This is a genomic window from Mannheimia granulomatis (assembly GCF_013377255.1).
Taxonomy (GTDB): Bacteria; Pseudomonadota; Gammaproteobacteria; order Enterobacterales; family Pasteurellaceae; genus Mannheimia; species Mannheimia granulomatis.
This window is the reverse complement of sequence record NZ_CP016614.1, coordinates 1,199,729-1,222,501: the sequence shown is the minus strand read 5'-3', so window position 1 is coordinate 1,222,501 and position 22,773 is coordinate 1,199,729. Positions and strand designations below refer to the sequence as shown.

The 22,773-nt window shown below is 38.0% G+C and carries 19 protein-coding genes and 1 pseudogene; 9 read left to right on the top strand and 11 right to left on the bottom strand.

What is annotated here, in order from left to right; all coding sequences use genetic code 11:
- Positions 1–9 precede the first annotated feature (9 nt).
- Positions 10–1,029, bottom strand: coding sequence for a class II fructose-bisphosphatase (gene glpX / locus A6B41_RS05720; RefSeq protein WP_027074586.1), 1,020 nt, complete (start codon positions 1,027–1,029; stop codon positions 10–12).
- A gap of 197 nt (positions 1,030–1,226) precedes the next feature.
- Here glpX and zapB point away from each other — a divergent pair, with 197 nt between their 5' ends.
- Positions 1,227–1,445 (top strand): cell division protein ZapB, encoded by a 219-nt coding sequence (zapB, locus tag A6B41_RS05715; protein WP_027074587.1) that lies wholly within the window; start codon positions 1,227–1,229, stop codon positions 1,443–1,445.
- Positions 1,446–1,496: 51 nt separating this feature from the next.
- On the top strand, positions 1,497–2,078 hold the full coding sequence (locus A6B41_RS05710; RefSeq protein ID WP_027074588.1) for a thymidine kinase: 582 nt from the start codon (positions 1,497–1,499) through the stop codon (positions 2,076–2,078).
- Positions 2,079–2,139: 61 nt separating this feature from the next.
- Here A6B41_RS05710 and tsaB read toward each other — a convergent pair whose 3' ends face one another.
- From tsaB to rnd, 6 genes and pseudogenes are all read right to left on the bottom strand, one after another.
- Complete coding sequence (gene tsaB / locus A6B41_RS05705) at positions 2,140–2,832, bottom strand: tRNA (adenosine(37)-N6)-threonylcarbamoyltransferase complex dimerization subunit type 1 TsaB (protein ID WP_027074589.1); 693 nt, start codon at positions 2,830–2,832, stop codon at positions 2,140–2,142.
- Between the two features lie 61 nt (positions 2,833–2,893).
- The gene (gene aroG, locus A6B41_RS05700; protein WP_027074590.1) at positions 2,894–3,976 is read right to left on the bottom strand and encodes a 3-deoxy-7-phosphoheptulonate synthase AroG; all 1,083 of its coding nucleotides are present in this window, start codon (positions 3,974–3,976) and stop codon (positions 2,894–2,896) included.
- Between the two features lie 135 nt (positions 3,977–4,111).
- Entirely contained in the window at positions 4,112–4,945 is an 834-nt protein-coding gene (gene ypfJ, locus A6B41_RS05695; protein ID WP_027074591.1) for a KPN_02809 family neutral zinc metallopeptidase, read from the bottom strand.
- A 163-nt stretch (positions 4,946–5,108) separates the two neighbouring features.
- A pseudogene (locus A6B41_RS11270) lies at positions 5,109–7,816 on the bottom strand (DNA translocase FtsK).
- A gap of 10 nt (positions 7,817–7,826) precedes the next feature.
- Positions 7,827–8,309, bottom strand: a complete 483-nt coding sequence (gene lrp, locus A6B41_RS05685) for a leucine-responsive transcriptional regulator Lrp (protein ID WP_027074593.1) — start codon at positions 8,307–8,309, stop codon at positions 7,827–7,829.
- Positions 8,310–8,366: 57 nt separating this feature from the next.
- Positions 8,367–9,485, bottom strand: a complete 1,119-nt coding sequence (gene rnd, locus A6B41_RS05680; protein WP_027074594.1) for a ribonuclease D — start codon at positions 9,483–9,485, stop codon at positions 8,367–8,369.
- A 133-nt stretch (positions 9,486–9,618) separates the two neighbouring features.
- Between rnd and A6B41_RS05675 the strand changes: the two genes are divergently transcribed.
- Positions 9,619–10,803, top strand: a complete 1,185-nt coding sequence (locus A6B41_RS05675) for an ROK family protein (RefSeq protein WP_027074595.1) — start codon at positions 9,619–9,621, stop codon at positions 10,801–10,803.
- 50 nt (positions 10,804–10,853) lie between these two features.
- Complete coding sequence (gene bioD, locus A6B41_RS05670) at positions 10,854–11,573, top strand: dethiobiotin synthase (protein WP_027074596.1); 720 nt, start codon at positions 10,854–10,856, stop codon at positions 11,571–11,573.
- 85 nt (positions 11,574–11,658) lie between these two features.
- Here the strand turns inward: bioD and A6B41_RS05665 are convergent, their stop codons facing one another.
- Positions 11,659–14,031, bottom strand: a complete 2,373-nt coding sequence (locus tag A6B41_RS05665) for a TonB-dependent receptor (RefSeq protein WP_027074597.1) — start codon at positions 14,029–14,031, stop codon at positions 11,659–11,661.
- A 161-nt stretch (positions 14,032–14,192) separates the two neighbouring features.
- Between A6B41_RS05665 and A6B41_RS05660 the strand changes: the two genes are divergently transcribed.
- Positions 14,193–15,446 (top strand): hypothetical protein, encoded by a 1,254-nt coding sequence (locus A6B41_RS05660; RefSeq protein WP_027074598.1) that lies wholly within the window; start codon positions 14,193–14,195, stop codon positions 15,444–15,446.
- Here the strand turns inward: A6B41_RS05660 and A6B41_RS05655 are convergent.
- Positions 15,436–15,684, bottom strand: a complete 249-nt coding sequence (locus tag A6B41_RS05655) for an alternative ribosome-rescue factor A (RefSeq protein WP_027074599.1) — start codon at positions 15,682–15,684, stop codon at positions 15,436–15,438. The two genes, A6B41_RS05660 and A6B41_RS05655, sit on opposite strands and share 11 nt — an antisense overlap.
- Positions 15,685–15,908: 224 nt before the next feature.
- Here A6B41_RS05655 and A6B41_RS05650 point away from each other — a divergent pair, with 224 nt between their 5' ends.
- The 3 genes from A6B41_RS05650 to A6B41_RS05640 are packed head-to-tail and all read left to right on the top strand — an operon-like array spanning position 15,909 to position 18,742.
- Complete coding sequence (locus A6B41_RS05650; RefSeq protein WP_027074600.1) at positions 15,909–16,664, top strand: class I SAM-dependent methyltransferase; 756 nt, start codon at positions 15,909–15,911, stop codon at positions 16,662–16,664.
- Between the two features lie 59 nt (positions 16,665–16,723).
- Positions 16,724–17,794: an AI-2E family transporter gene (locus A6B41_RS05645; RefSeq protein WP_027074601.1), complete on the top strand. Its 1,071-nt coding sequence runs from the start codon at positions 16,724–16,726 to the stop codon at positions 17,792–17,794.
- Positions 17,795–17,806: 12 nt separating this feature from the next.
- The gene (locus A6B41_RS05640) at positions 17,807–18,742 is read left to right on the top strand and encodes a gluconeogenesis factor YvcK family protein (protein WP_027074602.1); all 936 of its coding nucleotides are present in this window, start codon (positions 17,807–17,809) and stop codon (positions 18,740–18,742) included.
- Between the two features lie 90 nt (positions 18,743–18,832).
- Here the strand turns inward: A6B41_RS05640 and topA are convergent, their stop codons facing one another.
- Positions 18,833–21,439, bottom strand: coding sequence for a type I DNA topoisomerase (topA, locus tag A6B41_RS05635; protein WP_027074603.1), 2,607 nt, complete (start codon positions 21,437–21,439; stop codon positions 18,833–18,835).
- Between the two features lie 129 nt (positions 21,440–21,568).
- On the opposite strand from topA, the gene A6B41_RS05630 reads away from it, so the two are divergent.
- The gene (locus A6B41_RS05630) at positions 21,569–22,459 is read left to right on the top strand and encodes a LysR family transcriptional regulator (RefSeq protein WP_027074604.1); all 891 of its coding nucleotides are present in this window, start codon (positions 21,569–21,571) and stop codon (positions 22,457–22,459) included.
- Between the two features lie 50 nt (positions 22,460–22,509).
- Here the strand turns inward: A6B41_RS05630 and A6B41_RS05625 are convergent, their stop codons facing one another.
- Positions 22,510–22,770, bottom strand: a complete 261-nt coding sequence (locus A6B41_RS05625) for a GlsB/YeaQ/YmgE family stress response membrane protein (RefSeq protein ID WP_027074605.1) — start codon at positions 22,768–22,770, stop codon at positions 22,510–22,512.
- Positions 22,771–22,773: the final 3 nt, after the last annotated feature.

Sequence of the window (22,773 nt, the reverse complement as noted above, 5' to 3'; positions counted from 1 at the left end):
AATGATTCATTATAAATCCATTAGTGACAAGAGTTCGTTATCTTTACGATCAACATAGTGGTAGGATTGAATTTTACGAATAGTACGGGAACGCCCGCGAATTAACAAGGTTTCTGTACTGGCAATACTTCCCTTACGGCTGATACCTTTTAATAAATCGCCGGAAGTAATGCCTGTTGCAACAAATACAATATTATCATCTCGCACTAAATCCTCTAATTTTAGCACGGTGCTTACCGGCACATTCATTTCATGACAGCGATAAAGTTCTTTTTCCGTTGCAGTTAAATGCTCAGAGCTATTACCTTTGACTTGATTGCGTGGAATTAAACGTGCATTCATATCACCTCCTAATGCACGTACTGCCGCGCCGGCAACAACGCCCTCAGGTGCACCGCCAATGCCGTACAATAAATCAAGTTCATAATCAGGTAAGCAGCATTGCACCGCAGCGGCCACATCACCATCTGGAATTGCAATAACTCTTACTCCTAATTTTTGCACATCAGCAATAATCTGTTCGTGGCGAGGTTTCGCTAAAATGGCAATGGTGAGTTGTGAAAGTAATTTGCCTTTTTTTGAAGCGACTCGGCGAAGATTTTGCTCAAGAGGAAGATTTAAATCAATCATCCCCTTTCCTTCAGGGCCGACTACCAATTTTTCCATATACATATCAGGTGCTTTTAAGAAAGTTTCCTTGCCGCCGGCAGCAAGCACTGATAATGCATTTGCTTGCCCCATTGCCGTCATTCGAGTCCCGTCAATCGGGTCTACTGCAATAGAAATTTCATCATCTTCAGGACGAGATAAACCAACTTTTTCACCGATATATAACATTGGTGCCTCATCAATTTCACCTTCGCCAATTACTACTTCACCACGTATTTCCATTTGGTTTAACATAAAACGCATTGCTTTCACAGCAGCTTCATCTGCGGCATTTTTATTACCACGACCAAGCCAAGAATAAGCAGCAAGTGCCGCAGCTTCAGTTACACGGGAAAATCCAAAAGAGAGAGTTCGTTTCATTTTTATTCCTTAGTTTCTTGAAAGAAAAACTTTAAAAGAAGAGAGCCTTTATTTTATCAATATCTGAACGAGTTCGTTACTAAAAAATCACCATTTGAATAAAAATATCGGAATAACCAAACTTTTTTATGAAAAGCGAGTCAGATTTAGAGTATAATCCTTACAACATTCATACTTATTTTTAGAGGTAATTAACTATGTCTTTATCCGTATTAGACCAATTAGAAGAAAAAATTAAACAAGCTGTTGAAACTATCCAATTACTTCAATTAGAAGTTGAAGAGTTAAAAGGCAAAAATGATGCAGCGAAACAAGAAAATGAATCACTTCGTGCAGAACACGAACAGTTAAAAGTAGAACAACAAAATTTCCAAGATCGTTTACGTTCACTTTTAGGTCAAATCGACAACGTTTAATTTTTCAACGCAAACGGCTAACTCTTAGCCGTTTTTTTATTGACTTTTAATATGGCAAAGCTCTATTTTTACTACTCATCAATGAATGCAGGAAAATCAACTACTCTGCTTCAATCCTCCTATAACTATCAAGAACGTGGAATGAATACCCTTGTTTATACTGCTGCGATTGATGATCGTTTTGGTGTTGGCAAAGTAAGTTCACGCATAGGAATTTCTCAAGTCGCAAGTTTGTTTAATGCTGAAACCGATTTATTTGCAGAGATCGAAATTAAACATGCTGAAAATATATTACATTGTATTTTAATTGATGAAGCCCAGTTTCTGACGAAAAATCAGGTCTATCAATTAACGGATGTGGTTGATAAACTGAAAATCCCTGTGCTGTGTTATGGGCTGAGAACTGACTTTCAGGCTGAGTTATTTGAAGGCAGCCAATACCTTCTCGCCTGGGCAGATGAATTGGAAGAATTAAAAACGATCTGTGACTGTGGTAGAAAAGCCCATTTTGTGGTGCGACTAAACGAACAGGGCGAAGCCATTAAAGAAGGGGCGCAGATTCAAATCGGAGGTAACGACAAATATCTCTCCGTCTGCCGTTACCACTACAAACAGAAACTCGGTAAGTTATAGATACAAGCGGTTAAGTTTTTCTAAGCATTTGCAAATATGAAAAGAAACTTAACCGCTTATTTTATCTTTTATTTGGCAATTTTTCCCAAGTTACTTCGTTACGCAAATAAACAGGTTCGATCTCATAAGCAGAAGTAGTATTGCCTTTTTTAATTTCAATCTTTGCAATTGAAAGCATATATTCTGCGGATGGTAAAGTAATCTCACTGATTACAAGCGGTAGATTTTGCTCGGAAAATTGCGAATAAGCAGCCCAGCCGGTACCGACAACCACTGTTTTTTCATCTGCCTGCATTTGACTGAGTGCTTGTTCCGGTGAGCAAACTTGTTCCGCTACAGTTTCTATCCACTCATCACCATTTTTGGCAAATTGAGCAAAATAAACCTCATTCATTCTCGCATCAATTAACGCAATTACCTTATCTGCGTTTAGCTTTTGGTAGGCTTCTTCTGCCATTGCTTTTAAATTAGAAACGGCAACTACAGGCAAATTTGCCCCCATTGCTAAACCTTGAGCAACGCTTACTCCGACTCTAACACCGGTAAAGCTGCCCGGTCCCCGTCCGAAAACTAAAAAATCCACATCATTGATTTGAATATCTGATTTTTTCAGTAGTTCATCTACCATCGGTAAAATGCGTTGTGTGTGGGTTCTTGGGCTGATTTCATTTAAAGTAGAAACAGCCTCATTATGTAATAAAGCCACGGAGCAGGCCTCGGTGGCAGTATCTAAAGCGAGAATTGTTTGGGTCATATTGTATATAAAAAAGTAAAGGCATACGCGTTAACGTACGCCATTTAAGATTTTGAAATTATTATGGGCGATTTTTTCGGCGTTGCTCAACTGCATCGGCTAAATCAAATAACGCTTTTTCACTGTCTGCCCAACCTATACAAGCATCAGTAATACTTTGTCCGTACACCAATGCTTCTAAGCCTTTACCATCAATTAAATCTTGGCGACCTTCAACCAAATGGCTTTCAATCATTACCCCTGAAATAAGATCAGAACCACCGGCAATTTGGCTGCATACATCAGCACATACATCCATTTGGCGTTTAAACTGTTTTTGGCTGTTAGCATGGCTAAAATCAACCATCACGTGAGGACGATTGCCGGCTTTTTCAATTGCTGCACAAGCTTCGGCAACTGAAGCTGCATCGTAGTTAGTCCCCTTATCACCACCGCGTAAAATAATATGACAGTCTGGATTGCCGGCGGTAGAAACAATTGCTGAATGACCAAATTTAGTTACCGATAAGAAATGATGTGGTGCTTTTGCTGAAGAAATCGCATCTAATGCAATTTTTACCCCACCATTTGTGCCATTTTTAAAACCAACTGCACAAGATAAGCCAGAGGCTAATTCACGATGAACTTGCGACTCGGTTGTTCTTGCCCCAATTGCTCCCCAGCTCATAAAATCTGCCATATATTGTGGTGTAATCATATCTAAAAATTCACCGGCCGCAGGAACAGTTAAGTCATTGATATCAGATAATACTTTTCGTGCTATGCGTAATCCGTCATTTAATGCATAGCTTTCATTTAAGTATGGATCATTAATTAACCCTTTCCAGCCAACAGTTGTGCGCGGTTTTTCAAAATAAACCCGCATAACGACTTCTAAGTTTTGGTTAATTTTAGGATTAGCTCGCATTGCTTTAATTTTCTCTGCATATTCCAAAGCCGCTTTTGGATCGTGAATTGAGCAAGGACCGATAACGACCAATAAGCGATCATCTGCACCATGTAAAATTTTATGAATCGCTTGACGTGTTTTTTCAACGGTTTCAGCTGCAATATCACTTGCCGGAAAACGCTCTAATAAAGCAACAGGTGGCAATAATTCTTCTATATTTGTAATTCTAACATCATCATTTTTTGTATAAGACATTTGCTTTCACTCTCTGAAAAAATAAGTATAAATAAATTAGTCCAATCTAGGTAAGTTGTCAATAAAAACGTACTATCTTAATAGTACGTTAGTATATTTATTTTTTGTTTGCTTAAAAAAGATACTAAGCGAGCATCAAAAAGTATGACAAACCGCCGGATTTCCAGAGGATAATCCTTTTCTAAACCAAGCTAAACGTTCTGCAGATGAACCATGTGTAAAACTATCCGGTACAACATAGCCACGACTTTTTTGTTGTAATCGATCGTCACCTACTGCTTGTGCGGCAGTAAAAGCTTCTTCAACATCACCTTGTTCTAATCGCCCTGCTTTGGCAAATTGATACCCCCACACACCGGCAAAGCAATCTGCTTGCAATTCTACATTAACTGAAATCTTATTTGCCTCAGCTTGTGAAGCTGCTTTCATTTGTGCTCGTTGGGTTTTCGCCGTAATGCCTAATAAATTTTGTACATGGTGACCAACTTCATGAGCGATTACATAAGAAAAGGCGAAATCTCCCGATGCTCTTAGCTGTTTACGCATATCGTCATAAAACGATAAATCTAAATACACTTTTTGATCAACCGGGCAATAAAACGGCCCCATTGCCGATTGTCCTGTACCGCAGGCAGTTGAAGTAGCATTACGATAAAGCACTAATGTCGGTTGTTTGTAAGTCATCCCATTTTGCTTGAAATAAGCTCCCCAAATATCTTCGGTGCTGGCTAATACTTTGGAGGATAATTCTTCTAATTGGGTTTCTTCGGCATTATTTAAGCTAGAAGTTTGTTGATAGCCTTGGGAACCACCACCCATTAATCCACTTAAATCAACACCGTAATATGCTCCAACAAGGACAATAATAAATGTCAGAATACCGCCTTTACCACGTCCAACAGGAGGTCTGCTTCCGCTGGATCTTCTGTCTTCCACATTTTTGCTTCGTCTTAAGTCATCTAAACGCATTTTTCAAATCCTGTTAAATATAAAAATTAAGCTAATTCTAGCCCAAAGATGATTATTCTACTATGATTAATTTCATTTAAATAAAAAACAAGCGGTGGGATTTTTATCAAAATTTGCAAAACTTCAATAAAATCTTACCGCTTGTAAAATTGCCAAAACCAAGTTATCTAGCCAGAACTTCTCTTTTGCCACCTTTACCCGGCTCAGAGACAATGCCATGGGCTTCCATTTGGTCCACAATTCGACCTGCTCGATTAAAGCCAAGTGAGAATCGACGCTGAATATTACTGATGGATACCGAGCCGGTTTCAATCGTATATTCTACTACTTCATCAAATAAGGGATCTAAATCTCCGGATGAGCCTTCATTTTTACCTTCTGACTCCTCTACTTTAGATTCGACAATACTGTCTAAATAGTTCGGTTTGCCTCTTGCACGCCAGTTATCTGCTACACGTTGTACTTCATCATCTTTCATAAAAGCCCCGTGGATTCGTAGAATATCCGGGCTGCCCGAAGCAGAATAAAGCATATCACCCCGTCCTAATAAAGCTTCTGCCCCGCCTGCATCCAAAATAGTTCTTGAATCAATTTGGCTGGCGACAGTAAAGGCAATTCGGCTTGGAATATTTGCTTTAATTACGCCGGTAATCACATCAGTTGATGGTCGTTGTGTCGCAAGAATTAAGTGAATTCCTACCGCTCGTGCTTTTTGTGCAATTCGCATGATATATTCTTCCACCTCTTTACCTGCTGACATCATCAGATCGGCAAATTCATCCACAATTAGCACAATGTAGCTGAGTTTTTGTAGCGGAGGAGGAAGTTTATCCATTGAATCGCCCGGGCGCCAAGTCGGGTCAGGAATCGGCAAATTCATTACCGCTGCTTGGTCAATTTTAGCGTTGTATCCTTCAATATTACGTACTTGCAAATGGCTTACTAATAAATAGCGACGCTCCATTTCTTCCACCGCCCAACGTAGCGCATTTGCCGCTTTTTTCATATCGGTAACCACCGGCGTTAAAAGGTGCGGAATATCATTATAAATTGAGAGTTCCACGACTTTGGGGTCGATCATAATAAAGCGAACTTGTTCCGGTGATAGCTTGAACAATAAGCTTAAAATCATCGTATTTACCCCGACCGATTTACCACCGCCGGTTTGCCCGGCTACCAATAAATGTGGCATTTTTGCCATATCCACTACAATAGGCTCACCACTAATATCTTTACCCAATGCCATAGGTAAAATAGCCTCTGTATATCGGAATGCATCGCTATCTAATACATCTCGAAGCCATACGGTTTCACGATGTTTATTGGGTGTTTCAATTCCCATATAAGGTTTATTCGGAATTACCTCGGTAATACGAATAGCCTTGAACATTAAACCACGAGCAATATCACTGGCTAAATTAGTAATTTTAGAAGCTTTAACGCCCGCTGCCGGTTGAATTTCATAACGGGTAACTACTGGACCCACCAACACATCTTCCACTGTTGCTTTCACACCGAAGTTAGCTAATTCAGCCTCCAAACGTACCGAAGTTTCGCGAATTTCCTGTTCGGTAATTTGTTGTGTTTGTGCCGGAGCCTTATCTAATAAGTCTAAGGTTGGCAATGGTGTAGTTGGCTTCTCTGTTGTGACTTTCCGTTGTAATAGCGGATGAATTAAAGTGTCTCCATATCCTTTCGGGTAGTTTGGAGATTGTTCTTTTACATCTTCTATCACTTTAGGCGGTGTTACCATAAACTCCGGTGCAATTTCCCGTCTGTCATTAATTTGTGCATCAATGCTGCCTTTATCTTCTGCTTCAAGGTCTTCTAAATGAATTCGAGTAGCCGGGTTTTCCGGTATTGCATTCAATTCAGAACTAAGTGAAGGGGGGCAAATGCTATTTCTTGCTCTGTTGCTGAATTTAAGCGAATAGTTGGCAATGACAATTCATGATTTGCAGCAGAAGGAGGATATTCAGGTTGTTCTATAGCAATTTCAGCCATACCTTGAGTCGGTTCTTCAAATTGAGAGGCGATATTTACCTTTGGCAGAGGTAAATTCGGCTCAATATTATACATTTCCGGATTGTCTGCATTGACGGCGTCAGTGAATTTTTCTGCATCAGAAGTTTGTTTTAATCCACTAATATTGGGGCGTTTAAAGGCAGAAATATCGGTTAGTTTTGAAGACTGGGCTAATTCATTATTTTCTTTAGCCTCTCCCTCTTCTACAAGCGGTTGATTTTCCACTAAATTTTGCATGTTTACGGTTGGTGTAGATGCTTCTTTAGACTCTTCTGTTTTTGCCATGACCCATTCATAAAATTGAGCTAATATCGGCCACAGAGAGTGGACAGAGCAAAAATATAAGCCTACTACGGTAAAAATCATTGCAATCAGTAACGCACCGAATTGTCCTAAACTGTCTGCCAAAATCGTTTGCCAAACACCACCAATAAAACCACCGGAGAGGTAATAAGCTGAATTAGAGAGAAGCACACTAAACAGGCCTGCCAACCCAAGCATCAATAATAAAAAGCTAGCAAATCTAAATAGAAATATCTTCCATGTTATCTCATTGCTTAGCCCCATACCCAGCATATAAATTGAAGAAATAATAAGAGAAAACGGAATCACAACTGCCGCTTTACCAAACATGGCATAGAGCATGTCAATACTCCATGCCCCAAAACTTCCAGCCTTATTCAGTACATCTGTAGTTACACTGCTTGCACTACTCCAACTATTATCTAGTGGGCTGTAACTTGCCCAAGCAATAAGTAAATAAATGCCAAAACAACAGGTTAGTATCAGCATAAGTTTGATCAGATTTTCTTTGCCTTTTAGGTGTGGTTTGAGTTGTTCGATCACCTAATTCTCCTTACTTCAACAATAAATAGTTGGTTTGTTTGACTTCTTCCATCACCACATAGGTTCGAGTATCATTCACTCCCGGCAATCTTAATAAAGTGGTACCGAGTAGTTTTCGATAAGCTGCCATGTCGGCCACACGTGTTTTCAGTAAATAGTCAAAATCCCCAGAGACCAAGTGACATTCTTGAATCTCCTCTAGTTGTTGAATTGCTTTGTTAAACTCCTCAAATACATCTGGTTTGCCTCGAACCAATGTAATTTCAACAATCACTAATAATGGTGCTTCTAGCAATTCTGGGTTAAGTAGTGCCTTGTACCCCATAATCACGTTGTTTTTTTCAAGACGTTTAACCCTTTCTAAGCAAGGGGTTGGAGAAAGCCCAACCCGCTTAGATAATTCAATATTAGAAATTTTTCCGTTACGTTGTAGTTCGTTTAAAATTTTTAAATCAATCGCATCTAATGCTTTAGGTGGTTTTTTATTTTCCATATAAGCTCCTTTTTAGACAATTATACTGTGTATAATGGTCTCATCCTAATAAATTTTTTAAGATAGCACGGTTAATAAGGCTTGACCAAAGGGTTTTCGCCAGCCTGTAAGTAGTTCCGGTATTTTTTCTTTTGGTTTTCCATCAATAAACCATTTAAAAAGTTGGTTTAATTGCCGCTTGCTGGCAATAAGTTCAGCGTTGAGATCAAGCGGTTGAATTTCAGTTAATTTTTGCAACATTGCCTGTAAATTATATTTATACCCTTTTTCGTCAACCAAACGGGTAATCGGTTTTGGATAATTCTCTGGGAGAAACGCCCTGCCCTGTTCTACCAGCCAGAGTAATTTTTTGCCATGAATTCTAACTTCATTCGGGTGCATAAACTCCAGCAGTTGCGAAGTATGTTTGGGTTGAATCTTGGCAATTTGAAATAAGCTGGCTTCTTTGACAACAAAATTAAGTGCTAAATTTCGTTTTTGTGCTTCTTCAATACGCCATTTAGCTAATATTTGTAACACAGCTAACTCTTGGCGATTCAAACGCCAGGCATTCGTTATATTTCTATAAGCTGTATTTTTATCTTCAATGATTTTTCGCTTTGCTAAGAGTGCTATACACTCTTCTTGAACTGCTTGGTACCAACGGCTATTGGCCAACTCTGCAGATAATTTTTCGTAAATGGGTAATAAAAACCAGACATCTGCTGCTGCATATTGTAGCTGTTGATCATTTAAAGGACGTGCAAGCCAATCTGTTCGAGATGCGCCTTTATCTAACTCAACACCTAAATAATGAGAAACTAATTTTGCAAATCCTACTGAGGTTCCTAGCCCGGCGAAACTTGCCATAACCTGTGTATCTAACATTGGTTCCGGGAGCTGGTTAAATTGATGCTCAAATACTTCTAAATCTTCACTACAAGCGTGTAATACTTTAATGATGTTACTATCTGCCAATAATGCAACAAAAGGTGAAAAATCAGTAATGGTTGTTGGATCGATTAAGTTGACTTGCTTTCCATCAAAAAGCTGAATTAATCCCAATATTGGGTAATAAGTTCGAATGCGAATAAATTCAGTATCTAATGCGACTGCTTTAGTTTTTTTAGCTTGTGCACATATTATTGCCAGTTGCTCGTTAGTTTCTATCCATTGATAATTAATTAAAGATTGCACACTCGTTTTCCTAATTTTTTTAAAAAATAAAATAATTATGTGATCTATTTCGCATTATAAACAAAAAAAGATTGTTATTTTTTTCATATCACAAAATAATTATCAGAAAAATTCAAGTCAAAAGGGATCTTAAATGTTTTCAGATAACAAAGCCCAACATTTGGGGAAGATTTACCGCTTAATTGAGCAATTTGAGCTGATTTCTCGCACTGATTTAGCTAAACTCTCAGGCTTAGCCCCCGCTTCAGTTACTAACTTGACTAAAATACTTATTGATAACCACTTTATTTTAGAGCGAACCGTTCAAAATAATTTATCCAGAGGTCGGCCTGCCGTTGGGTTGTCGGTGTCAAACTTTTTTTGGCAATTATTGTGTGTGACTGTTTCACCCCAAAAAATTGAAATTTCTCTCTGCAAATTAGATAGTACACAGATTTACAAGCATGATTATACAATTTCTTCAGAGGATTATGCCAACCTAAGCGAGCAGATTTTAAAGATAGTGGAACTTTTTTGCCAGCATTATGCTGTAGATAACCGTCATTTACTTGCTGTATCTGTCAGTGTGATTGGAAAAGTGAATGTTGAAAAAGAGAGCATTATTCAATTAGGTCATCACACTATTTCTTGTAATATAAAAAAACTACAAGATTTATTCCCGTGCCCGATTCTATTGGGTGAGCATTTCCAATTATGGTTATTGGCGGAATCTACAGTAGGATCGTTAATCAGCCATAGTAATGTTATTTTTCTTCAATTAGATGATACAGTTAACCTTAGCGTTTTATTAAGTGGCACTTTGTTACACCAGCATTCAAAGATGAATGTTGATAATATGCTAATGCCTAGGTTTAGCGAATTAAGCGATAAAATATATCCTGAATTAGATAAAATTCATCGTTATAAACTTGTTAACCAAGTTACCTTTCCTGCTATTGCAAAATTAATTGATGCTTCTTTTCCGAACCGACTAAGTTCTCAAGAGCAAAAAATGGCATTGCTTTATCAAAAAATTAAAGAAAATCAACCGCTTGCATTGGAAATTCTAGCGCATATTACCGATAATCTTGCCTATGTATTGATGAATTTAGTGAATATTTTCTCAAGCGAACGCATTATGTTCAATTCTCCTTTAATGGAAGTCAAAGAGTTATTATTTAACCAACTTTCAGAAAAGTTACATAAAAATCTTTTGCAAGAGAACTTAAAAATCGATTTAGTCACCAGCCAATTTGATTGGAATAGCTCATTAATTGCATGTTCTGCAATAAAACAGGGAGTTTATGACGGAAATTTGATCAAGGACAGTATAAATTAATTTATTCTTGGTTAAACTACACAGCGTCAATTTTATAAAAGGAACCACTTATGCCCTCATTATTTATTACCGGAACGGATACCAACGTGGGGAAAACCGTGGTAACTCGTGCAATTATACAGACACTTGCTGAACACAATTTTCCCGTGATTGGTTATAAACCTATTGCTTGTGGTGGGGATGATTCATTACCTACCGAGCCAAATCAGTACGATTATGCTGCTGAAGACAATTCTGATGTGTTAACTATTTTAGATAGCTGCCCTAATTCTGTACGTTATCGAGATATTAATAGTTATACTTTTACTCATTCTAGTACTCCCGTGTTTGCAGCTTTAGATGCAGTACACCATATTCAAGTTGAAAAGTTAGATGCTGATTTAAAAAAACTTGAAATTGAATATCCTAATGTAGTGGTTGAAGGCACTTACGGCTGGTTAACCCCTATCAATAAAGATTATTGCTTTGCTGATTGGGTAGAAAAAAATAATATGCCGGTAGTTTTAGTTGTCGGCATAAAAGAAGGATGCGTTAACCATGCATTGTTGACAGCAAATGAAATTTTGCACCGAGGTGTGAATCTTGTAGGTTGGGTAGCTAATAGGGTTAACCCTGGCCTACGGCACTATCATGAATTGATTGAGCTATTAACACAAAAAATTAATGCTCCGTTATTGGGGCAACTACCTTATATGGGACATCCAGAGCGTAAACAATTATCGGGATATTTGCAAAATCCCACTCCCTTATTTGAATACTTCCATAAATAGCAAGCGGTTAAAAAATATTTGTTTTTTGCAAATACAAAGAGAGTTTCTTTTTCATCGGAAACTCTCTTTGTATTTTTAACCCTCTTTAGAACTTCATTTCTAAACCTAATATGAAATTACGTCCCGGCTGAGAAACAAACTGATGATAAGAGGTATGGATATAAACTGCTTGATTCAATAAGTTTGTTCCATTTAGGCTGATTTTATACTCTGCATTTTTGAATTTATTACTGTAGCTTAAGCCTAAATTCAGCATTGAATGTCCATTAGTTGGGTATTCTAATTGGCTTAAACGACGTTGGCTAAACATTCGGTAGAATTCTGCCTCCCCTGCCCAATTTTCATTAAATTGAGCATTTAAACGTAAACCTAAACGTACCGGTGGTGTTCTTGGCGTATTCATATCCGCACGATAAAGCAGATAAGTTTCGCCCGGTTTGGCATCTTTCGGTAAATGCTCTTTATGAATACCGCCCACTTTCACCGGTGGCAAATCAGTCAGCCAACCACGAACCATATCACCAAATAGTGTTGCTTGGTATTTATCGTTAAAACGGTAACTCATCTCTGCTTCTAAGCCGTAAAAACGAGCTTTTGCTTGACTGTAACGACGCATAAACAGCTGGTTTTCACGATAGAGATTTTCATTAAAAATATAGTTTTTAAAGTGGTTGTAATAAACTGTAGTTTTATAGCCAAATTTCTCACCTTGATAGCCTAAACCTAATTCCACGTTGTTCGACTGCTCTTTTTTCAGATCTTTATTGCCGTATTCGAATGAACTGGTCGCCAAATGCTGTCCATGGTAATAAAGCTCCATCGGTGTTGGATGGCGTTCATTGTGCGAAGCAGTAAACGAGAGCTGATAATTCGGGTGGAAGAACCAGTTCAATGTACCAGAATAAGCATAAGCCGTTTTATTATACGGTGATAAATCCGGCTCAACTTGTGCGCCGCCCGAAATACGATAGAAATCTTGTAATCTTTTAATTTCATTAAGGTCGTAGTCGATCTCAATTTTCTGCTTTTCTATCCGCCCGGCAAGCTCAACAGCAAAATTGTCCCACATATATTGTTCAATACCAAACAGACTTAGCTGTTTGTTGTTATTCTCAATTAGTGGGAAACGAACTTCGCGGTCTTTCGGTGCGTTCATACTGCTTTTTTGTGTCTGATATTGCAGTCCCCAGACACCTGTTAAACCACCAACCGGCGTATGATAAAACTCCAAGCGGCTGTTTTTACCACGATTTTTGTAAATATTGACAGGCTTACCATAGTCCTTATCTTTTTTAAGCTGTTTGTGCAAAAAGGTAAGCAAGACACCCGCATCTTTTTCATCATGATAGTAATTTACATCAGTGTGACTTAGACGTAGCTTCTCTATGCCACTAAAGGGTTGTTTCAGTTCCATTTTTAAATCAAGACGCTTGGAGCGAAGGTCAACCCAAGGACCTTTATGTGTATGATCGTGCTTATGTCCATAAGGATTATCATGGCTATGATTATGATCCAACCCATGATCTGAGCCGCAATGGAAGTGCGGATTCTCACTGATTAATTCATTAGTTAACAAATGAGGATAGAGATAAGTATGAGCATGTTTATCTCTATCAACACCATAAATATGTCCTGTACAAAAATCAAATTTATGGTTATGCCCCGGCAAACCGTAGGTGTCTTTGCGATGACTATACGCTGCACCTATATACCCTCTTTCACCAATAAATGAGATTCCCATAGTACCAACACGAGAACGGTTATAAGTATCCGGTACATAATTTAAGCTCTCACCGAGTTGTAAACTTTTTACTCGATAATTATCGCTATGACGATTCAGACCCTCAACCCGCAAAGCAACATGCTGACCTAAGCCTACTGTTGCACCGATTACCCCTAAACGTTCTTTACTTACAGTATCAAAACGACTGTTAAGTTCTACTTCATAGCCTTTTTCTGGTATTGACGTTGGAATACGTTTATCCACGACATTCACTACACCTGCCGGTGAGCTGCTGGTATAAAGCAAGGTACTTGAACCACGTAATACTTCTACTTTGCTTGCCAATAGTGAGTCCGCTACCACTGCGTGATCAGGTGAAAGGCTGGACATGTCTACAACTTCAGCCCCGTTTTGTAAAATTTTAATTCTCGCCCCTTCTTGTCCGCGAATAATCGGCTTACTTGCTCCGCCTCCGAATGGATTACTATGCACTCCCAATTCTGCTGCTAAAGCATTGCCTAGAGTTGCTGAGCGTTTCTTAAACTCCTTTCCATCAATAATTTTATCACTGACTTTTAAAATAGTAACTTCACTACCTTGTGCAACTACAGGCGTATCGCTATTACCTATAACAGATACTTCTTCTAACACTGCAATATCTTCTTTTGTTTGAGCCAAGGCAAGACTACTTAAATGAGCGGAAATTAGTAATGCTAAAATAGTTTTGTTTGTCATTAGTTATTTTCCCATAAATAAATTAAGGGTAATAAATTACGCTAAATTTCAATACCTTGCAATAATACCCATAAAAAAATTATTTATTTTTTCATTTAGCTCTTGCCAAAACTAAAATTTATCCATTAAAATTTTATGGATTTAACCCAGGAGACTTACTTATGCGTTCTACACTCAAACTTACCTTAGCAGCTGTTGCTGTATCTCTAGCCTTAACAGGTTGTAAATCTACAGAAGGCTCTCACGTTGTACAAACCAAAAAAGAGCTAACACCATCAACCCAAACATCCAAATCAGAAGATAATTTGGAAAAAAATAAGCCTTCTACATCGAGCGAAACCTCAAGTAAAAAGGCGCCATCTGAAGAAGTCGGCAAAGATAAACCTACTAAACCGGAAGAAAATGGTACAGAAAAAGTAAAACCATCTACACCAAAAGAAGAAACCCCCAAACCAGCTCAACCAAAGCCTGATACTCGCGTAGAAGCTATCAAGCCGGTAAATACGGATAATGCAGGCAAATATTGGCGCGTTATTCCGTTAGCAAATGGGGGTAATCTTAGTGACGCGGGCGATGCTCGTCGTGAAAGTCGCGAACACTTTGTTTTAGAGGAAGATGAAGCAGAAAATTCGCCATTCAAAGCGGATGAATTTGGCAAACCACATAACTATTATTTAGTGCTAGATTTAGGTAAGAATGATAATCTAGAATCGAATGTCAAAAGTTTACAAAGTGGTGAAAGCTATCTCGGTAAACATAATGGTCAGTTCACAGATCCCAAATTAGAGGGAGGAAATAGCAAAACTGTTCATTATCTATTTGTAAATCAGCCTTATTCTAGCTATGGTGCCTTTTATACCGATGCAAATGACAGTAACTTATTTCATCTTCATTTGAGTACCGGTCGAGACGGTAAAAAGCAACTTGAAGAAGGTAGTGGCTCTAACTATTCTGAATATGGAGTATGGGATTTTGCTAATGGTAAAGCAAAATGGAATGACGGCTTAGTTGGTGAAGCAACGTATAAAGGTGAAGTTATTGCTCGTGTTGTTGAAAATAAAAATGGTGAGGCAGTTGCATCAGCTCCAAAATTTGATGGCGATGTTGCAATTAAGCTAAATCTCAATAATGACTGGGAGAAAAATAAGCTAAGTGGCACTATTAATAGTCAAACGCTCGGTACGATTACATTAAACGAAAGCAAATTACCTGAAGCTCGCTATCTACAAGACTTCGTTAGTTTTAACGGAGAAACCAAAGTTGAAAACAAGAGCGAACTCTCCGGTTACTACTATACTCAATTTGCCGGTGAAAAGCTTAACGATGTAGTCGGTAAAATCGAAATTGAAAACGAAAATGAACCTGAAAACGGACTGTTAAAATACGATGCTGTGTTTGGTGCAACTAAACAATAAGTAATATATTAAAATAATAAAACCCCATATAAGAAGACTCTAAACGAATATTTTTAAATGGGGTTTCACCTTTTATATAACCGGCATTTTTATGTTTTTCATGTCGACGATAACTGCCTTTCCCTTTACGATTTTTCTCTACTCGACTTTTAAATAGTGGGTCAGTCACTAGTGCTTTTACTGCACTCTCTTTAATTTCACCACGCTGATGAGCATAGTGGCTATGTTCTTTTACCATATATTTTCCTCATTGTTAAAAAATGAGTTTATTCTGTCAAAATCAGTGACCGTTGTATATAAGAAAACAAAAAAATTGGGTATAATCAGCTAAAATTTGGAGTATAAGCGGTCAAAAAAGGACACTTTTTTGCTAAATTATCTTTAGCAGGTAAACATACTCTTGAATCATTCTTAAATATTAAGGATAAATCCTTTTACAACTTGACAACCTCAGAGGTTTTTATGAAAAAAGAAGAAGTTGGTCATAACTTTTTGGCGCGTCTAGGCAAAACGCGTTTACGTCCGGGTGGTAAATTAGCAACTGACTGGCTAATTGCAAACGGCGATTTTAATAAAGAAAAGAAAGTGCTTGAGGTCGCCTGTAATATGGGGACAACAGCTATTCAGATAGCTAAGCAATTTGAGTGCCAAATTATAGGAATTGATTTAGATGAAGAAGCACTCGAAAAAGCGAATCAAAACATCAAAGAAAATAACCTTGAGCATTTAGTGCAGGTACAACGTGCAAATGCGACTAAATTACCATTTGATGATGAAAGCTTTGATATTGTTATCAATGAAGCAATGTTAACCATGCTTCCAATTGAAGCAAAAGAAAAGGCTATTCGTGAATATTTTCGAGTTTTAAAGCCAAACGGTTTTTTGTTAACTCATGATTTGCTTTTAGATGCAGAAGATGCAGAATCTGTCTTAACAGAATTACGTGAGGCAATTGGCTTGACAGTCACGCCTCTCAGTAAAGCGGATTGGAAACAATTATTCCATCATTGCGGCTTCCGTAATGTAGAAACATTTTCCGGAGAAATGTCTTTACTGTCACCTAAGGGTTTGATTCATGATGAAGGCGTTTTAGGTGCAATGAAAATTGTAGGCAATGCATTAAAGCCGGAAAACAGGGAAATCTTTAATAGAATGTACAAAACATTTAACGATCCTGATAAACATCTTGGATTTGTTGCAATTTGTAGTCAAAAATAATCTCTTTTCGCCTAGTGTGAACTAGGCGAATATTATCTTCGTTAATAAAAGGCAATACTATGTTTCAAATGTTACAAGATTGGTACCAAAAAAGGTTTACTGACCCACAAATTGTAGTGTTGCTTGGTATTCTATTCATTGGCTTTGGTATCATCTATTTTTTTAGTGATTTATTAATGCCGCTGTTGGTTGCTCTCGTATTTGCGTACTTACTTGAATGGCCAATCCGTTTTTTAACGGTCAGATTAAAACTCCCAAGAACGCTTTGTGTAATTTTAATTTTAGGAGGGTTTATTGCCCTACTCTCCTTTTTAGGCGTAGTGCTATTGCCTAGCTTATGGAACCAAGCGGTTACCTTCATTCAAGATCTTCCTTCAATGTTTAATTTACTGAATGCTTGGTTACAAGCCTTGCCGGAGCACTACCCTGAACTTGTAGATTATGCGACATTAGATTCTATCGTAAGCAAATTTAAGAGCCATATTTTAGGTATTGCAGAATCACTTTTAACCTTTTCAATTAATTCTATTATCAGTTTGGTCGGTTTAGGGATTTATGCATTTTTAGTGCCGTTAATGGTATTTTTCTTATTAAAAGATAAATTGGTTTTAATGCGTTCATTTAGCCGCATCCTACCGGAAAATCGCCGTTTAGCGACACGAGTCTGGTTTGAAATGCAGCAGCAAATCGCTAACTATATTCATGGGAAGTTTTTGGAAATTATTATTGTAGGTGTTATAACCTATATTATTTTTCTCTTCTTTGGATTGCGTTATCCACTGCTGCTTTCTGTTGCTGTAGGGATTTCAGTTTTAGTGCCTTACATTGGGGCAGTTTTAGTTAGTATTCCTGTTTTTCTTGTTGCTTTATTCCAATTTGGTTTATCGCCTGATTTTTACTATGTTATGTTGGCCTTTATTATTAGCCAATTATTAGATGGAAATTTACTTGTGCCGTTTTTATTCTCTGAAGCGGTCAATGTTCATCCTCTCACCATCATTATTGCTGTACTTATTTTTGGTGGATTATGGGGATTTTGGGGGGTATTTTTTGCCATTCCTTTAGCGACATTAGTTAAAGCTGTTATCCAAGCTTTGCCATCTAATGATACAGAGGTAACTTCAGTTTAAGAAATCAGTTCAATGGAAAATACGAAATTAAATTCTACTCAATATAAACCTCCCCGACACTCAAAACTAAATCAGCTTAGTGCTGTAGTTGCCCTCGGGGGCGGACACGGTCTTGGGCGTTTATTATCAGCGCTATCTTTCTTAAAAGAAAGACTTACCGGTATTGTTGCAACTACAGATAATGGTGGCTCAACAGGACGTATTCGCTCACAACAAGGCGGTATTGCTTGGGGAGATTTACGTAATTGCCTTAATCAAATTATTGTCAAACCGACTGTTGCTTCTAATCTGTTTGAATATCGTTTTGCAGGCAGCGGAGAGCTAAAGGGGCATAATCTAGGCAATTTAATTTTGACTGCACTTGAAAATATGCAGATTAGACCGCTTGAAGGTATCAATTTGGTTCGAGATCTACTGCATGTGCGTTCTCAGCTTATTCCAATGTCTGAAATTCCCGTCCATCTAATCGCAAAGCTCCACTCCGGCGAGTCAATCTTTGGTGAAGTAGAAATAGATGCCTTAGAAGAAACTCCTTGCAGTTTACATTTAGATAAGGCCGTTTTAGCTACCCCTGAAGCAGTATCTGCAATTTATGCTTCTGAATTAATCTTACTCGGACCCGGAAGCTTTTTTACCAGTATTATGCCAAACTTGCTAGTGCCCGAAATAGCCCAAACTATTTCCGAAAGTAAAGCTAAAGTGATTTTTATTGATAATATTGGACAGGAACACGGCCCGGCAGGCGCATTATCTCTTAAACAGCGAATTGAATGGATTGAGAGCTGTATCGGTAAGCAGCGAATTAATGCTGTTATCACAACCGATGATGAACAATCTCAGCTACCCCCTCATATTTGTGTACTTCGGGAGAATCTATCAGCGGATGACATTACCTATCGCCATGATCGTAATAAATTAAGTAAAGCGATTGATAAGTTAATAGAATGATTCTTATGTCCATAACACAGAAACAAGCGGTTAAATTCCTCGTATTTTTTGCAAAATAATGATGAAATTTAACCGCTTGTTAACTATGGATTATTTAGTCCGCTCTACCCATTTTCTATCAAGGTAATCCATAATCCATTTAGTTGCTTTACCGTTTTTCTCTGAAGTAACATATTGACGCTTCTCTTTACGACTAAAGCGGATAATAGCCTCATTTCCTTCCGGATCTTGTTGTGGAGCATCGGCAAGATACTGCAATTTTTCCGGTAGACGATCACGATATAATGCTAATTCTGCCACTTTAGGCGCCCGGCTCTCTCTCACTTTCGGGAAATTATGTGCTGACATAAAAACACCACTTGCTCCATCGCGTAAAACAAAATAGGCATCTGCTTTTTCACATTTAAGTTCAGGAAAGGCGATAGGGTCTTCCTTAGGTGGTGCAACCTCCCCGTTTTTGAGTATTTTGCGGGTGTTATCACAGCTTGTACAGCCCATATATTTTCCGAAACGACCTAATTTTAGGTGCATATCTGCTCCGCATTTGTCGCATTCCACTACAGGGCCTTCATAACCTTTAATTTTAAAGGAGCCTTGTTCAACAATATAGCCATCACAATTTGGGTTGTTACCACAAATATGTAATTTTCGCTCAGCATCAATGACATAGCTATCCATCGCTGAATCACACTTCGGACAACGCTTACGAGCCATTAAAGCTTTTGTTTCAGACTCTGAATCCAGTACATTTAAAAGCTCCGCTTCAGGGATCAGATTCATTGTGGTCTTACAACGCTCTTTTGGCGGCAATGCATAGCCGGTACAGCCTAAAAAGACACCGGTTGATGCAGTTCGAATAGCCATTTTTCTTCCACAAGTTGGGCAATCAATCTCTGTTGGCACAATGCTGTTTGGCTTCATTCCACCTTCAAGTTCATCAAGCTCTGCTTGGGTCAACTCCTGCGAGAAATCTTTGAAGAAAGCATTTAATTCCTCCTTCCAGTTTTTATGACCTCCTGCAATTTGGTCAAGCACTTCTTCCATATTAGCGGTGAAGTCATAATTCATTAAATCTTTGAAGGATTCATTTAGGCGATCGGTCACCACTTCACCAATTTTTTCTACATAGAAACGCTTATTTTCCGTTCTTACGTAACCGCGTTCTTGAATAGTAGAAATAATGGAAGCATAGGTAGATGGACGACCAATTTTTCGTTCTTCTAATTCTGCGACTAAAGAGGCTTCATTAAATCGTGCCGGTGGCTTGGTAAAATGCTGGCTCGGAATAACTTCATCTAATTTCAATTTATGATGTAACTCTACCTGCGGTAATTCCTGATCTTCCGGATTTTTACCTTGTACTGGCAATACACGAGTCCAACCGTCAAAACGCATTACCCGTCCACTGGCTTTTAACTCATAATCTCCTGCAGTCACGGTTAAAGAGGTTGAATCATAACGTGCCGGCAACATTTGACAAGCTAAGAAGCGACGCCAAATTAAATCGTATAAACGCTCGGCATCTTTATCCATTCCTTTTAAATCTGACATTTTTACATTCACATCAGATGGGCGAATCGCCTCGTGAGCCTCTTGAGCATTATCTTTACTACGATACATATTCGGTTTTTCCGGCAAATAATTTGCTCCGAATTCGCTTTCAACATAACCACGAGCCATCGCTAATGCTTCACGGCTTAGATTAGTTGAATCGGTACGCATATAGGTAATGTAACCTGCCTCATATAAGCGTTGTGCCAACATCATGGTTTTCTTTACACCAAAGCCTAAACGTGTACTTGCAGTACGCTGTAACGTTGATGTAATGAATGGTGCAGAAGCACGAGAACTGGTTTCTTTTGCTTCAATATTAGAAACAATAAATTCACTTTGCTCTAAATCACAAACGGCAATCTTAGCCTCATCTTCGTTTTTAGCAGCAAACTTTTTGCCTTTATAAGATGTTAATTCAAGCGGTAATTTTTTGCGATTAATTTGCGTATTGGCAGCAATCGTCCAAAACTCTTCACTTTGGAAAGCTTTAATTTCACGCTCACGTTCAACCAATAATTTAACTGCAACAGATTGAACTCGCCCTGCAGATAGACCCCTTGCTACTTTTTTCCATAATAATGGCGAAACCATAAAGCCGACGACTCTGTCTAAAAAACGACGGGTTTGCTGTGAATTGACACGGTCGATATTAAGTGGTTGTGGATCTTCAAATGCTTTTTTTATGGCATCTTTAGTAATTTCGTTAAATACCACGCGACTAAAACGACTATCATCACCCCCAATAATTTCACGTAAATGCCAAGCAATCGCTTCCCCTTCTCTATCCAAGTCGGTTGCTAAATAGATATGGTCTGCTTTTTTAGCTAAAGATTTGAGTTCTGAGACGACCTTTTCCTTGTCTGGCATAATTTGATAATTAGCTTTCCAACCATTATAAGGATCAATCCCCATACGTTTAACTAATGCAGTACGTTCTTTTTCTGCTTTAACTTTAGCCTTTTCTTCTACGCTCATCCCTTTAGTTGAAATCGGTTTCGCTTTTTCTGCCTTTTCATCAGTACCGCTTTTCGGTAGATCGCGAATATGTCCCACACTTGATTTCACAACATAGTTACTGCCTAGATATTGATTAATTTTTTTTGCCTTAGCCGGAGACTCCACAATAACAAGTGATTTTCCCATGTTTTATTACCTGATTTTTAATAATTATTTAAAATTATATGAAATTATTTCTTTTAAAGCCGATTTTTTCATATACTATTTTTACGATAGCAAGCCTTAGAAAAAATTACAATATAAAGAAGAGAGAAAATGGATAAACTAAACGCAATCAGTTTATTTTGTAAAGTCATTGAGACCCAAAGTTTTACACAAGCAGCCCAACAAGCACAAATATCACTACCAATGGCAAGTAAATTAGTTGCACAATTGGAAGAGCACCTTAATGTCCGTTTGCTTCAGCGAACCACGCGAAAAATTACCCCAACTGAAGCCGGCTTGCTCTATTATCAGCACTGTTTACCTATTTTAAATGAACTTAAAGAAGCAGAGGCAAATGTAAGTAATATTAGCTCTACCCTTCAAGGGAAAATTACCATGTCTGTGCCAATGGATTTCGGTTCTCGCTTTATTGCTCCTTACCTAGGTAAATTTATGGAAGATTATCCAAATTTAGAGCTTCATATTGAATTTAGTGATCGTCGAGTAGATGTAATTGCTGAAGGTTTCGATTTGGTATTGCGTATTGGTAGCTTGTCTGACAGCTCTATTGTAGCAAAAAAAATTGCAGATTCTCATTTGATGTTAGTTGCCTCTCCTGATTATCTGTCTCAATATGGTGAGCCTCAATCTCTGGAAGAATTAAGTAAAAGAGACTGTTTACTTTATGAATATCACCAGCAATGGCATTTTACCCAGCAAGGGCAAAAAATAAATATTAAGCCCAAAGGCAAAATTCATAGTAACAATGGTCATGCATTAGTACAAATGGCAAAGGCAGGATTGGGTATTATTAATATCCCCAAATTTTTGATAAAAGAAGAGCTTAAAAATGCAGAATTAATACCAATTATGTTATTTTTAGAGCAAGACTCTTTACAAATCAGCTTACTTTATCCAAACCGTCGTTATCTTTCGCCGAAAGTACGAATCTTGATCGATTTCTTCTCTCAACTTATGCAAGAACAAAAAGAGTATATATAAATAAAAATAAGCAGTTATATTCATAACTGCTTATTTTAAAGATTCTTTAATTAGTCAAAAATTTTTAATTTTCTCAAAATAAAAATTAAAAGTGCGGCACCTAATACACCAAAGAAGATACCAACAATATTAAACTCACCGGCACGGTATGCAGATCCGATGCCTAATAAATCGCCGAATAACCAACGACCTAAAGATGAGCCGACAATACCGACGATAATATTTTTGCAAAGCCTACCGTCACTTTTCATGACAATTGATGCTAACCAACCAATAATAGCACCTACAATAATTGCTGCGATCCATTCCATGAT

Excerpts from the sequence above, each read along its gene's own strand:
- glpX (WP_027074586.1), bottom strand. The coding sequence starts at position 1,029 with ATGAAACGAACTCTCTCTTTTGGATTTTCCCGTGTAACTGAAGCTGCG.
- zapB (WP_027074587.1), top strand. The coding sequence starts at position 1,227 with ATGTCTTTATCCGTATTAGACCAATTAGAAGAAAAAATTAAACAAGCT.
- A6B41_RS05710 (WP_027074588.1), top strand. The coding sequence starts at position 1,497 with ATGGCAAAGCTCTATTTTTACTACTCATCAATGAATGCAGGAAAATCA.
- tsaB (WP_027074589.1), bottom strand. The coding sequence starts at position 2,832 with ATGACCCAAACAATTCTCGCTTTAGATACTGCCACCGAGGCCTGCTCC.
- aroG (WP_027074590.1), bottom strand. The coding sequence starts at position 3,976 with ATGTCTTATACAAAAAATGATGATGTTAGAATTACAAATATAGAAGAA.
- ypfJ (WP_027074591.1), bottom strand. The coding sequence starts at position 4,945 with ATGCGTTTAGATGACTTAAGACGAAGCAAAAATGTGGAAGACAGAAGA.
- lrp (WP_027074593.1), bottom strand. The coding sequence starts at position 8,309 with ATGGAAAATAAAAAACCACCTAAAGCATTAGATGCGATTGATTTAAAA.
- A6B41_RS05675 (WP_027074595.1), top strand. The coding sequence starts at position 9,619 with ATGTTTTCAGATAACAAAGCCCAACATTTGGGGAAGATTTACCGCTTA.
- bioD (WP_027074596.1), top strand. The coding sequence starts at position 10,854 with ATGCCCTCATTATTTATTACCGGAACGGATACCAACGTGGGGAAAACC.
- A6B41_RS05665 (WP_027074597.1), bottom strand. The coding sequence starts at position 14,031 with ATGACAAACAAAACTATTTTAGCATTACTAATTTCCGCTCATTTAAGT.
- A6B41_RS05660 (WP_027074598.1), top strand. The coding sequence starts at position 14,193 with ATGCGTTCTACACTCAAACTTACCTTAGCAGCTGTTGCTGTATCTCTA.
- A6B41_RS05655 (WP_027074599.1), bottom strand. The coding sequence starts at position 15,684 with ATGGTAAAAGAACATAGCCACTATGCTCATCAGCGTGGTGAAATTAAA.
- A6B41_RS05650 (WP_027074600.1), top strand. The coding sequence starts at position 15,909 with ATGAAAAAAGAAGAAGTTGGTCATAACTTTTTGGCGCGTCTAGGCAAA.
- A6B41_RS05645 (WP_027074601.1), top strand. The coding sequence starts at position 16,724 with ATGTTTCAAATGTTACAAGATTGGTACCAAAAAAGGTTTACTGACCCA.
- A6B41_RS05640 (WP_027074602.1), top strand. The coding sequence starts at position 17,807 with ATGGAAAATACGAAATTAAATTCTACTCAATATAAACCTCCCCGACAC.
- topA (WP_027074603.1), bottom strand. The coding sequence starts at position 21,439 with ATGGGAAAATCACTTGTTATTGTGGAGTCTCCGGCTAAGGCAAAAAAA.
- A6B41_RS05630 (WP_027074604.1), top strand. The coding sequence starts at position 21,569 with ATGGATAAACTAAACGCAATCAGTTTATTTTGTAAAGTCATTGAGACC.
- A6B41_RS05625 (WP_027074605.1), bottom strand. The coding sequence starts at position 22,770 with ATGGAATGGATCGCAGCAATTATTGTAGGTGCTATTATTGGTTGGTTA.